This window comes from Streptomyces sp. NPDC091649 (assembly GCF_044756785.1).
Classification (GTDB): domain Bacteria; phylum Actinomycetota; class Actinomycetes; order Streptomycetales; family Streptomycetaceae; genus Streptomyces.
This window is the reverse complement of record NZ_JBIVTR010000020.1, coordinates 1-12,735: the sequence shown is the minus strand read 5'-3', so window position 1 is coordinate 12,735 and position 12,735 is coordinate 1. Positions and strand designations below refer to the sequence as shown.

Below are 12,735 nucleotides of genomic sequence, written 5' to 3'. Positions count from 1 at the left end.
CGGCCTTCGAGCTCTCCTGGAGAACGTTCCCCCAGGACCCTCCTCCCCTTACGCGGCCCTTCCCCGCATGGTTCTGCCCCGCCCCCTCCGGCCGCCCACGCGGTCCTTTCCGCGCGCGGTCCTTCCGCAGGCCGTTTACGGGCCTCCGGTGAACCCGGCACGTCGCGCCCACTCGACGCGGGCTTCCCCGCTCCCGCCTGACGAAGCATCGAACAGGATGCCGACCGGCGCACCGACGGCTCTCGAACGGCGCATGCGAACACGCCCTGCTCCGTGAACGCTGCAACCGCTTCAGGAACCCATGGCCACCGTCGTTGCCCCTGGTCACAGCGCGTGATACACAGAGTAACCAGACGTGTGCGCGAGGAACCGGGCGAGCCGCAGGTCAGGGCTGCCGCCCCGGTCACACGTGCGAGATCCGGGTAAAGAGACCCGGGAAGACGTCGTGCGAGCGCGGTTTCATCAGCGAAGATAGAAGGCGACCCGTGCCGGACGGCACGGGCAGCGAACTACCCAACAGGGGCGGTGACTTACATGATCCTGGCAGCAGAGAAGGGCGACATCACCACCATCATCGGCGGAATCGCTCCGGACTGGGGGCCGTTCGGGACGCTGGGCAACGAGGCGCGCATCATGATCGAGGTGGTGATGGCCATCGCCATTCTGCTCTGCCTCGGCATCGCGATCTGGGGCGCGGCGAAGCAGCGCATCGGAGCGACGGCACTCCGAGACACGTTCAGCGCGGAGCAGGGCAAGGGCCTGATCGTGGCGGGGCTGACAGGGGTCTTCATCATCGGCTCCCTGGGAACCTTGTTCACCATCGTGTACGGGATGGCCGTCTGACCCCCGGTCGGCCGTTCCGCTCCGGGCCGTCCCCGCCCGCTCTCCCCCGTCCGCCCGTCGCGCCCACCGGCTGAGGTTGCGTACCCCTGATGTCGAGTCACTACACCGCGCTCACGCGGCAACCAGCACGGCTACCGTCGTGCTGCGCGGTTCCGCACACGACCGAGGGAGCGAACGCGGCATGAGTCCCGGTGACGAGCACGACTACCGCGGCAGGGAGCAGGGGGGCCGGCCGGACGACCCGTACAGCACCCTCGGCGGCACGCGTCAGACCCGCACCCGTCTCCCCGACGGCGACGCGGGCCACCCCCACGCGCGCCGCCCCGTCCGCAACTCCCGCTCCCTCGTGACGATCACCGGGGTAGTGGTGCTCCTCGTCGCTGCCATCGCCCTCGCCAACCGCGGCGGTGGCAGCGGCAACGACACCTCCCGGGCCGGCAAAGGCGCAGGGACCACGGGAAGCGCCCCCACCGCGGCCACCGGCACCAAGCCCGTACAGGGCAAGAACGGCACGATCGCCTCCGGTTTCGCCCACGACGAGCAGGGTGCGCAGAGCGCGGCGGCGAACTACACGGTGGCGCTGGGGTCGGCGGAGATGTTCAACGCCGGGACCCGCCGCGGCATCATTGAAGCGACACACGACCCGGCAGTGGCGTCGAAGCTTCGAGCGGACCTCGACGCTGCCTATTCTCCCGCCTTCTACGCGAACGTCGGTCTCAACGATGACGGAAGTACGCCCCCCGGGCTGACCTTCATTTCAAGGACCGTGCCGGTGGGCACCAAGGTCGTCGAGATGGACGGCGACGTCGCCACAGTCGAGGTCTGGTGCACCGGCCTCGTCGGACTCGCCGGAGAAGGTGCCACCAAGCCCGTCACCGGCACCTGGTTCACCATCTCCCAGAAGCTCAGGTGGGTGGCCGGGGACTGGAAGATCACCTCATCAAGCCAGGAGGAGGGGCCGACTCCGGTGAGCGGGGACAACCGTGCCTCGGCAGCTGACGAGATGGCGGCAGCAGTTGACGGATTCGGAGGCTTCACCTATGCCCGATAGCCGCCTTGTCCGCAGACTGAGGCTGGCCGGTATCGCCGCCATCGTGCCCCCGATCCTGATCGGAACGGCACCCCGAGCGGTCGCCGACCCGACGCCGTCCCCCTCGCCGAGCCAGAGCGACAAGCCCTGCGACCTCATCGTAGGACTTGCCAAGGAGTACTGCGAGGATGGGGAGAACGCCCGTAGCCGCTCCATCGCTCCGTCTACCGACGATCCCCTCGACCCCCTCTCCTCCCTGGCCCGAGGCTGCGCCGACGCCGCCTCCTGGATCGTCGGCAAGCTCAGCGAGGCCGTCGAGTCCACGGCCGACGTCGACTTCACCAACCCCAGGTTCCTCCAGCAGTACGCCGTCATCTTCGCGGCCTCCACCATCCTCACCCTCGTCCTCTGGCTGCTCGCCGTCGCCAAGCGCGCCATCCGCGGCGTCCCCCTCACCACCGCGATCTCCGAGGCCGTCGGCTTCCTCTGGCTCACCGTCCTCGCCTCGGCCTTCACCCCGCTGATCCTCTACACGATCGTCTCCGCCACCGACGGCGTCACCGAGGTCATCTCCTCCGCCACCGGGGGCCAGACCGACGTCTTCTTCGGCTCGTTCGCCGAAGCCCTCAAGAAGGGCGAGGACATCGGCGGCGGACCGATCATGCTGATCGTCGTCTCACTCGTCTCGATTCTCGCCGCCGGCATCCTGTGGCTGGAGCTGGTCATCCGCGCCGCCCTGCTCTATGTCGGCGCGCTCCTCGGGATCGTCGTCTACGCCGGCCTCGTCGACAAGAACATGTGGGGCCACGTCCGCCGCTGGGCCGGCATCATGATCGCGGTGATCATGGTCAAGCCCGTCATCGTCATCGTGCTCGGGCTCGCCGGAGCACTCTCCTCGGACGAGGGCCCCGACGCCTTCTCCGCCGTCGTCTCCGGCCTCTCCATCATCCTCCTGGCCATCTTCGCCTCCGCCATGATCTACCGCTTCGTCCCCGGCTTCGGCGACGAGATCCAGGGCGCCCGCACCAACCGCAAGCAGGCCACCGACGGCTCCCAGGCCGCCGCGATGATCAGCTCTCCGGCCGCCCTCGTCTCCCAGGGCATCAAGACCCACAGCGGCCGCAACGACCAGAACAGCGGCGGCGGCGGAGCCCGCCCCGCCAACCCGGCCAGCGGCGGCGTCGCCGCCCACAGTTCCCGCACCACCGGCGGAGGTGGCGGGTCCTCCTCCGCCGCGCCCTCGCCCCGCAGCGGCTCCGCGCCCACCTCCGGCACCCCCCACAGCAGCCGCTCCTCCCGAGGCGGAGGCGGCTTCGGCACCACAGGCAACTCGAACACAGGAGGGGGAGGGCGTTGACGACCCAGACCCACACGATGACGCCCCGCCGCACGTATCTCATCGGCCGCGCCCGGCCGAACGCGATCGTCGGCAAGAACCGGGACACGGGCGAGATCGCCCTGATCATCGTCGGCGCGTTCCTCGGCATGATGAGCGGGCTCCTCGTCCCGGTCCTCTCCCTGCGCATCGTCTGCCTCGTGGGCTTCCCGATGCTGGCCCTCGCCATCGTGTACGTCCCGTACAAGGGGCGGACCTTCTACAAGTGGTTCGAGATCAACCGCAGCTTCAAGCGCTCCCTGCGCCGCGGCACCGCCTACCGCTCCAGCGCCATGGAAGCGGGCGTCAGCGCCGACGGCCGCGAGGTCGAGATCGGCCCGCCGCCCGGCATCGGCCGGATCAGCTGGCTCGCCGCCCCCTTCGGCCCCGACGAGATCGCCGTACTCCTCCACGCCGACCGGCGCACCGTCACCGCCGCCATCGAGATCGAGGGCCCCGGCGTCGGCCTCCGCGACAGCGAGGACCAGGAAGCGCTCGTCGACCGTTTCGGCACCCTCCTCAAGCACGTGGCCAACGGCGACGGCTTCGTCACCCGACTCCAGATGCTCGCCCGCACCCTCCCCGCCGACCCCGACGCCCACGCCAAGGACGTCGCCCAGCGCGGCGACAAGACGGCCCCGGGCTGGCTCCAGGAGTCCTACGACCAGCTCCAGTCCATGGTCTCCACCTCCAGCGAGCAGCACCGCGCCTACCTCGTCGCCTGCATGCACTACAGCCGCGAACTGGCCGCCGAGGCCAACGCCATGGCCCGCGCCGCCCGCCCCCACGGCGGCCGCAGGCTCGACCGCGACGCCGGCCTCGCCGTCGTCATGGCCCGCGAGCTCACCGACATCTGCGCCCGTCTCGCCGAGGCCGACATCCGCGTACGCCAGCCGCTCGGCCAGAGCCGACTGGCCTCCCTCGTGCACTCCATGTACGACCCCGACCACCCCATCGACCACATCCAGGCCATGACCAAGCGCAACGCCTGGCCCGCCGAACTGGACGCGGTCGAGCCCACCTTCCTCCAGGCCAAGACCCGCGAGTCCACCACCCGCGCGCCCTGGTGCCACGCGACGGCCTGGGTGAAGGAATGGCCGATGACTCCCGTCGGCGTCAACTTCCTCGCCCCGCTCCTCGTCCACACCCCCGACGTCATCCGCACGGTCGCCGTCTGCATGGACCTCGAACCCACCGAGGTCGCCATCGAACGCATGCTGACCGAGAAGACCAACGACGACGCCGAGGCCAGCCGCCAGGCCAAGATGAACCGCACCGTCGACCCCCGCGACATCGCCGCCCACGGCCGGCTCGACCAGCGGGGTGAAGATCTCGCCAGCGGCGCGGCCGGAGTGAACCTGGTGGGGTACATCACGGTGTCGTCCCGCTCCCCCGAGGCCCTCGCCCGCGACAAGCGCACGATCCGCGCCTCCGCCGGCAAGTCGTACCTCAAGCTGGAATGGTGCGACCGCGAGCACCACCGGGCCTTCGTGAACACGCTCCCCTTCGCCACCGGCATCCGCCGCTGACACCGGGACGCCCCGCCGCACCACCCCGGTCAGACCCGCCACTCCCCCACCCGCCCGCCACCCGCCCAGCCCGTCACCCCGCCGACCCGAGCCGCACACCCCGCACGAAGAGAAGAGAGGGCACCCCCACCATGCGAGACCCCCTGTCCGCATTGTCGGATGCCTTCACCTCCTTCCTCTTCGGCAAGGTGGAGACGACCCGGCTCCCCGTCCGTACGTCGACGGGCCAGGCCCAGGCCGTCTACCTCCCCACCGCCGCCCCCGGACTCGGCGACTCCGGCGTGATCATCGGCCGCGAGGTCTACAGCGGCAAGGGCTACATCTACGACCCCTTCCAGCTGTACGGGCAACAGCTCCCCGCCCCCCACTGGCTCGTCCTCGGCGAATCCGGCAACGGCAAGTCCGCGCTGGAGAAGACCTACGTCCTGCGCCAGCTCCGCTTCCGCGACCGCCAGGTCGTCGTCCTCGACGCCCAGGGCGAGGACGGCGTCGGCGAATGGAACCTCATCGCCCAGGAGCTGGGCATAACCCCCATCCGGCTGGACCCCACGGCAGCGCTCAACGGCGGTATCCGGCTCAACCCCCTCGACCCCTCCATCACCACCACCGGCCAGCTCGCCCTGCTCCGCACGATCATCGAAGTCGCGATGGGCCACGGACTCGACGAGCGTTCCGGCTTCGCCCTGAAGGTCGCCCACGCCTACGTCACCGCGACCATCACCGACCGCCAGCCGGTCCTGATGGACATCGTGGAGCAGCTGCGCCATCCCAAGCCCGAGTCCGCCGCGGCGATGAACGTCGACATAGACGATGTACGGGCCTGGGGCCTGGACGTCGCCCTCGTCCTGGACCGGCTCGTCGACGGTGACCTGCGCGGCATGTTCGACGGGCCCACCACCGCCGGCATCGACCTCGACGCCCCCCTCATCGTCTTCGACCTCTCGCACATCGACCGCAACTCCATCGCGATGCCGATCCTGATGGCGATCGTCGGGGTCTGGCTGGAACACACCTGGATCAGGCCCGACCGCAAGAAGCGCATCTTCCTGGTCGAGGAGGCGTGGCACATCATCAACTCCCCCTTCGTCGCCCAGCTCTTCCAGCGCCTGCTGAAGTTCGGACGCCGGCTCGGGCTCTCCTTCGTCGCCGTCGTCCACCACCTCAGCGACGTGGTGGACGGAGCCGCGGCGAAGGAAGCGGCGGCCATCCTCAAGATGGCCTCCACGCGCACGATCTACGCCCAGAAGTCCGACGAGGCCAGAGCGACCGGCCGGGTCATCGGGCTGCCCCGCTGGGCCGTCGAGATCATCCCGACCCTGACCCCGGGCATCGCCGTCTGGGACGTCAACGGCAACGTCCAGGTCGTCAAACACCTGATCACCGAGGCCGAACGCCCCCTGGTCTTCACCGACCGCGCCATGACCGAGGGATCGACGGACGACCTGCTTCCCGAGGACATCCGCGCCGCCGAACTGGAAGCGGAGCAAAGGGCCGTCCGGATCGAACACCAGCAACGGATGAACGAGTCGTCCGAGTCAACGGTGGCCTGACATGGCACGCCAGACAGCCCGCGGCCGCGGCCCGGCCCATCACGACGGACACGACCGGCCCCAGGGCGGCGGCGGCATCCCGGACGGGCTGCTGATCGGCCTCCTGGGCCTCCTCCTCGCCGCCACCCTGGTCGCCTGGACGGCCACCGGCCTCGCCGGGCTCTTCGCCCACGGGGCCTGGCCGGACGGCGTGACGTTCACCCGGTCCCCGCTCGCCCTGCGTGAACTGGCCACCGCCCCCCAGGACCTGCCCGCCGCCTGGCCCGGGACGCCTCCGGCCCAGCTCGCCGGGTACGGATTGTTCTGGGGCCTGTTCATCGGCGAACTGATGGTGCTGGCGGTCCTCACGGTGTTCGCCCTGGGAGTCGTGGCCCGTGGCCGCGCGGTACGGGAACGACGCCGCGAGGAACGGGTCTCCGGAGCGCACGAGAAACGGCTCTCCGCGCAAGAAGCGCGGGCCCCGCAGCCGGACACACCGACACCCCCGCCGCCGGCGCCCACGACACCACAAGCAGCACCGGCACCGACACCAGCACCGGAAGCGGCACCGGAAGCACTGCCGCCACCCCCGCCCCGCCCCACCGCCGAAAGCGCCCCCGCAGCCGACCCCGCGCCCCGCCCCTTCGGCGAAGACGCCCTCCTCCCCTCCGGGGCCACCGCCTCCCCCCTGCTGCCCTCCCCCCGCGCGCCCCTCCTCGTCTACGCCGCCGCCCCCGCCCGGCGTCCCACCGTCGTCCAGGCCATCCACGACGCCGAGGGCCCCGCCCTCGTCGTCACCTCGGACCCCACCGTCTGGGCCGAGACGAAGGACGCCCGAGGCAAGCTCGGCCCGGTCCTCGTCTACGACCCGGGCCACCTCTGCGACACCCCGGCCCGCCTCCACTGGTCACCCACCACGGGCTGCGAGCTCCCCGACGCCGCCGCCGCCCGCGCCGCCGCCCTGCTCGCCCCGGTACGCCCGCAGGCCCGGATCGACGCGGCGGTGGCCGACACGGCGCAGACGCTCCTCCAGTGCTGGCTGCACGCCGCCGCGGTGGACGGCCGCCCCTTCCGCCAGGTCCTCCGCTGGGCCTCCGGCGCCGGCGCCCGCGAACCGGTACGCCTCCTCCGTACGCACCCCAAGGCCGCGTCCGGACTCGCCGGGCTGCTGGAATCCGCCCTCACCGCCTACCCGGAACGGCGGGAGGTGGCGCAGGAACTGACGGTACGGGCGTTCGCCGCGCTGTCCACGGTGCACATCCGCGAGGCATGCACGGCGAACCGAGCGGATTCCCTCGCGCTGGAATCTTTCGCGCACGAAGGGGGAACGCTCTATCTGGTGGGCGAACCCATCGAGGACCCTCGCTCCCGCCCCGGCGCGATGCCCCTTCTCACCGCGCTCGCCGCACACGTGGTCGAGCACGGCCGCCGCATGGCCGCACGGTCATCCGACGGTCGGCTCGACCCACCAATGACGCTCGTCCTCGACGACGTCGCGGCCGTCGCACCCCTTCCCCAGCTCCCGGAGCTGCTCGCCACGGGCCAGAACAGGGGCATGCCCGCCCTGGTGCTGCTCCGCTCGCGGGAACAGGGCCGGGCCCGCTGGCAGGAGCACCTGCATGCTCCGGCGCCGGGCGCCGGCTAGGGCGTGTCCCGCCCGAGGACGTACTCCACCTCCAGCTCGCCCCGGCCGCCCGGAGCCGGAATCCGCTGCCCGGAAGGGACGAAGCCGAACCGCCGGTAGAAGGCGGCGGCCCGCGGGTTCTTCTCGTGCACATAGAGGCGCACCCGCTCCAGCCGGGGCGAGGACGACGACCACGCCCACGCGACCGCCTCCCGGAACAGCGCGTCCGTCACTCCGGTGCCCCGGACCTCCGGCCGGACGAACACACCGACCAGATGCGCCTGGTCGACCACAGCCGCCTCCCCGAAGCGCACATCGTCCTCGGGGCTCTCGACGAGCACGGTGGCCGTCCCCACCCACACCCCCTCCGGCGACTCCGCGACGAACTGCCGGACACGGCCGCCCCCGCTCTCGGCGGCACCAGCCGTGCGCTCCTGCCAGAAGGCGTCCGGCCTCGCCACGGCGTCCTCGTACGACTCCAGAAACGCCACGGGGGCCACCGGATCCCTCAGGGCATCCAGCCGCAACTGCCTGGCCTGCGGCCATTCGTCTGCCCGCACCGCACGCACCACATAGTCCATGCCCCGATCCTCACCCCCCGCCCGCCCCGATTCAACCGACTAAGTCCCCGGCCGAGGCCGTCCCGGAGGCGAAGGCGGGGACCGCGGCCCCCGCCGGGTCGTACCCCGGTACTACGGCCCGCCCCGCGTCCAGCCCCCGGTCGGACGACCGTGCCCCGTCGGCTCCGTAGCGTCGACCGCATGATCAAGGCACACGGACTCACCAAGCGGTACGGCGACAGAACCGTCGTCCAGGACCTCGACTTCACCGTCCGCCCCGGCACAGTGACCGGCTTCCTCGGCCCCAACGGCGCCGGCAAGTCCACGACGATGCGCATGCTCCTCGGCCTCGACGCCCCGACCCACGGCCGCTCCACCGTCAACGGCCGCTCCTACGCCACCCACCCCGCGCCCCTCACCCAGGTCGGCGCGCTGCTGGAGGCCCGGTCCGTGCACCCGGGCCGCTCCGCCCTCAACCACCTGTCGGCCCTCGCCCACACCCACGGCATCCCCCGCCGCCGCGTCGAGGAGGTCATCGCGCTCGCCGGGCTGACCGACGCCGCCCACCGGAGGGTCAAGGGCTTCTCCCTCGGCATGGGCCAACGGCTCGGCATCGCCGCCGCACTCCTCGGCGACCCCGCCACCGTCATCCTGGACGAGCCGGTCAACGGGCTGGACCCCGAAGGCGTCCTGTGGATCCGCAACCTCCTCACCTCCCTCGCCGCCGAGGGCCGGACCGTCCTCGTCTCCTCCCACCTGATGAGCGAGATGGCCCTCACCGCCGGCCACCTCATCGTCATCGGCCGGGGCAGACTCCTCGCCGACACCACGGTGGCCGAGCTGATCCGTTCGGCCGGCGGATCCTCCGTCAAGGTCCTCACCCCGCAGCCGGAGGAACTGAGCACCCGCCTGACGGCCCCGGGCGTGACCATCACCGCCACGCGCGTCGCCGCCACGGAGCCCCCGGCCCACGAACTGCGGATCAAGGGCATGGACGCCGCGAGCGTCGGAGCCGTCGCCGCCGCGCACGCGATCACGCTGCACGAACTCACGCCGCAGACCGTGTCACTGGAACAGGCGTTCATGGACCTCACCCAGGACTCCGCCGACCACCGTTCGCGGCCCCGGCGACATCACCCGCAATCCCCACCGCACCCGCACCCTCGCCAGCCGGTCTCCGCCACCCCCGCCCCTTCCCCCGGAGCAGCAGCATGACCACAGCCCCCTCCGCCCCCCGAGCCCCCGGGCCGGCCGCGGCGCCCTCGCCGCGGCCGTCACCACCGGCATCGGCGCCGCCAGCGCGGTACCGCATCACCCCGGCCCGTGTCCTGCGCTCGGAGTGGCACAAGCTCCGGTCCCTGCGCTCCACCTGGGTCACCGTCCTCTCCGCGGTCGTCATGGTCGTGGGCGTGGGCCTGATCATGGGCGCGACCTACACCCCCGGCGGCGGGGACTCCGACGTCGACACGGTCGTACTGACCCTGTACGGCAGCCTCCTCGGCCAGCTGTGCCTGATCGTCCTCGGCATCCTCGTGACCGCCGGCGAGTACGCGACGGGCATGATCCGCTCCTCGTTCACCGCCGTCCCCGCCCGGCTCCCCGTGCTGTGGGCGAAGGCCACCGTGTTCGCCGCCACGGTCTTCTCGGTCATGTTCGCGACGTCCCTCATCACGTTCGGGGCGGCTCAGGCGTTCCTCCACGACACCGACCAGACCGCCTCGCTCACCGATCCGGGCATCCTGCGCGCCCTGGCGGGGAACGCCGCTGCGCTCACCCTGCTGGGCCTGATCGCTCTCGGCCTCGGCGCACTGCTGCGCTCGGTGCCCGGTGCGATCGGCGCGTTCATCGGCGGGGTCATGATCCTGCCGGAGATCCTCGGGATGCTCCCGTACGGCGCCGTGGAACGCGCCATCATGTACTTTCCCACGCAGGCCGCCGGCGCACTGGGCTCCGCCACCCCCATCCCGGGCACCGTCTCCCCCGGCCCCGCCCTGCTCGCCCTCCTCCTCTGGGCGGGCGTGACGATGGCCGCGGCGGCCCAGGCGGTCGCCCGACGCGACGTCTGACCCTGGAGGAGAGCGAGCAGATGACGGACCGTCTCCGGGGCGTCGGCACCGACCCCGCCCCGCCCGCCGGCGCCGACGGCACGGCCGCCCTCACCCGGACCATCCGCGGCGCCCTGGACCGTCTCCGGGCCTTCGACCGGCGACGGCCACGGGTCTGGGATGCACTGGTGACCGCGTTCTGGGCCGTGGCGGCGGTGCTCGACTACACCTCGGGCGGCTGGCGGAACGTCGCCCGCGATGTGACGGCGCCCGAGCCGCTGGTGCTCCTGATGAGCCTGTGGTTCACGCTGCCGCTGCTGTGGCGCCGTACGCACCCCCTGGCCGTTCTGCTGCTGATGGCCCCGGTGTCCCTCGTCAACATCTGGACGGGTGCCGTGGTGCAGGCAGCCCTCCTCCAGCTGGTGCCGGTCTTCCAGATCGTCCTGCGCTCCTCCTTCCGCACGGTCGGGGCCGCGGCTCTGCTGTTCGTCGCCCCGGTGCCGGCAGGCGGCGTCCGCATCCCGTCCAGCTGGGGCCAGGAGATGGTCTCGTACGTCTGGGGCCTGGTCTTCGTCGTGCTTCTGGGGATCGCGGTACGCACCCGCCGCGAGTACACCGAGGCCCTGGTCGAGCGCGCCCACCGGCTGGAGCACGAACGCGACCAACAGGCCCGGCTCGCCGCCGCGGCAGAACGCACCCGCATCGCACGGGAGATGCACGACATCATCGGTCACAACCTGTCCGTCATCACGGGCCTCGCCGACGGCGGGGCGTACGCGGCCCGGAAGAGCCCGGAACGCGCGGGACAGGCGCTGGAGGCCATCGGCGCCACCAGCAGGCAGGCGCTGTCCGAGCTCCGCCGCCTCCTGGGCGTCCTGCGGGACGACCACCCGGACGCCGAGCGCGCCCCTCAGCCGACGCTCGACGAACTGGCCCCCCTCATCGACCGCGTACGCCGTGCAGGGCTGCCCGTCCGCTTGGAACTCCACGGCGAGCCAGGGCCGTCGGCGCTCACTCCGGGCCGCCAGCTCACCGTGTACCGGGTGGTCCAGGAAGCCCTGACCAACACCCTCAAGCACGCCGCCGCACGCACGGCGGTCCGGCGGCCCCCGGAAGATGCCCGGCAGCCGCCCCTGTCCGCGACGGTCGCCCTCACCTACTCGCGCACCCACCTGGACGCCCGCATCACCGACACCGGCAGCGGAGCCGCCCCGGCCGCGAGCGCGCAGGAAACACCGCCGCCGGCCCAGGGCATCATGGGCATGCGGGAACGCGCCGCACTGTACGACGGCACCCTCGAAGCGGGGCCGCTGCCGGACCACACCGGTTGGCGGGTACAGCTCCGCCTTCCCCTGGAGGACACGCACCCGTGACGACCGTACTCATCGCCGACGACCAGCCGATGCAGCGCTTCGGTTTCCGGATGCTGCTGGAGAGCCAGGACGACATGACGGTCATCGGCGAGGCGGGCCACGGTACCGAGGCCGTCCAGCTGGTCGCCCGCCACCGCCCGGACGTGGTTCTGATGGACATCCGCATGCCTGGCCTCGACGGCATCGGGGCGACCCGGCGCATCATCGCGTCGGGCGCCCGGACCCGCGTCCTCATCGTCACGACGTTCGACCTCGACGCGTACGCGTACGACGGGCTGCGCGCCGGCGCCAGCGGTTTCCTGGTCAAGGACGCCCGGCCCGAGGAGCTCCTCGCCGGCATCCGCGCGGTGGCCGCCGGTGACGCGGTAGTCGCGCCGGCCCTGACGCGCCGGCTCCTCGACGCCTACGTCCACCACCTCCCGGCCGAACCCGGCGCACCGGCCGCCACGGACCCGCGGATCAGCGCGTTGACGGAACGGGAGCTCGAAATCCTCACCGTGATCGGCCAGGGCTGGTCGAACACGGAGATCGCCGCCCGCCTCCACCTCGCCGAGTCCACGGTGAAGACCCATGTGACCCGCGTCCTCGCCAAGACGGGGGCCCGGGACCGGGTGCAGGCCGTCATCCTGGCCTACGACACGAGGCTGGTCACCCCCGCGTAGCCGGCGGGTTCGTGGGCGGCGGGGAGATATTCGACGGGCCCGTGTCCGGCACGCGGCGCGAAAGGGTCCGGAACGCAGAAAAGCCCCGTGCCAATGGCACGGGGCTTTCCCGGAAAAATTGTTCGGCGGCGTCCTACTCTCCCACAGGGTCCCCCCTGCAGTACC

The 12,735-nt window shown here is 71.8% G+C and carries 11 protein-coding genes; 10 read left to right on the top strand and 1 reads right to left on the bottom strand.

Annotation, left to right across the window (positions count from 1 at the left end; genetic code table 11):
* The first annotated feature begins 534 nt into the window (after window positions 1-534).
* The 6 genes from ACIQMU_RS26845 (at window position 535) to ACIQMU_RS26820 (ending at window position 7,951) form a co-directional block, all read left to right on the top strand.
* On the top strand, window positions 535-843 hold the full coding sequence (locus ACIQMU_RS26845; protein WP_003968086.1) for a hypothetical protein: 309 nt from the start codon (window positions 535-537) through the stop codon (window positions 841-843).
* Between the two features lie 181 nt (window positions 844-1,024).
* On the top strand, window positions 1,025-1,894 hold the full coding sequence (locus ACIQMU_RS26840; protein ID WP_402689885.1) for a hypothetical protein: 870 nt from the start codon (window positions 1,025-1,027) through the stop codon (window positions 1,892-1,894).
* Window positions 1,884-3,230: a hypothetical protein gene (locus tag ACIQMU_RS26835; RefSeq protein ID WP_402689884.1), complete on the top strand. Its 1,347-nt coding sequence runs from the start codon at window positions 1,884-1,886 to the stop codon at window positions 3,228-3,230. The genes ACIQMU_RS26840 and ACIQMU_RS26835 overlap by 11 nt, the downstream gene beginning before the upstream one ends.
* Window positions 3,227-4,777: an SCO6880 family protein gene (locus ACIQMU_RS26830; RefSeq protein WP_352244063.1), complete on the top strand. Its 1,551-nt coding sequence runs from the start codon at window positions 3,227-3,229 to the stop codon at window positions 4,775-4,777. The genes ACIQMU_RS26835 and ACIQMU_RS26830 overlap by 4 nt, the downstream gene beginning before the upstream one ends.
* 131 nt (window positions 4,778-4,908) lie before the next feature.
* Window positions 4,909-6,327: an ATP-binding protein gene (locus tag ACIQMU_RS26825; RefSeq protein ID WP_402689883.1), complete on the top strand. Its 1,419-nt coding sequence runs from the start codon at window positions 4,909-4,911 to the stop codon at window positions 6,325-6,327.
* Window position 6,328: 1 nt separating this feature from the next.
* On the top strand, window positions 6,329-7,951 hold the full coding sequence (locus tag ACIQMU_RS26820; RefSeq protein WP_402689882.1) for a type IV secretory system conjugative DNA transfer family protein: 1,623 nt from the start codon (window positions 6,329-6,331) through the stop codon (window positions 7,949-7,951).
* On the opposite strand, the gene ACIQMU_RS26815 is transcribed toward ACIQMU_RS26820, so the two are convergent.
* On the bottom strand, window positions 7,948-8,511 hold the full coding sequence (locus ACIQMU_RS26815; RefSeq protein ID WP_402689881.1) for a GNAT family N-acetyltransferase: 564 nt from the start codon (window positions 8,509-8,511) through the stop codon (window positions 7,948-7,950). The two genes, ACIQMU_RS26820 and ACIQMU_RS26815, sit on opposite strands and share 4 nt — an antisense overlap.
* 180 nt (window positions 8,512-8,691) lie before the next feature.
* Between ACIQMU_RS26815 and ACIQMU_RS26810 the strand changes: the two genes are divergently transcribed.
* Genes ACIQMU_RS26810 through ACIQMU_RS26795 form a run of 4 tightly spaced genes read left to right on the top strand, consistent with a single transcriptional unit; the run spans window position 8,692 to window position 12,570 of the window.
* Entirely contained in the window at window positions 8,692-9,705 is a 1,014-nt protein-coding gene (locus ACIQMU_RS26810; RefSeq protein WP_352244102.1) for an ABC transporter ATP-binding protein, read from the top strand.
* Window positions 9,702-10,556 (top strand): ABC transporter permease, encoded by an 855-nt coding sequence (locus tag ACIQMU_RS26805; protein ID WP_352244103.1) that lies wholly within the window; start codon window positions 9,702-9,704, stop codon window positions 10,554-10,556. Before ACIQMU_RS26810 ends, ACIQMU_RS26805 begins: the two co-directional genes overlap by 4 nt.
* Before the next feature lie 20 nt (window positions 10,557-10,576).
* Window positions 10,577-11,908 (top strand): histidine kinase, encoded by a 1,332-nt coding sequence (locus tag ACIQMU_RS26800; RefSeq protein ID WP_352244104.1) that lies wholly within the window; start codon window positions 10,577-10,579, stop codon window positions 11,906-11,908.
* Entirely contained in the window at window positions 11,905-12,570 is a 666-nt protein-coding gene (locus ACIQMU_RS26795) for a response regulator (protein WP_402689880.1), read from the top strand. Before ACIQMU_RS26800 ends, ACIQMU_RS26795 begins: the two co-directional genes overlap by 4 nt.
* The last annotated feature ends 165 nt before the right edge of the window (window positions 12,571-12,735 follow it).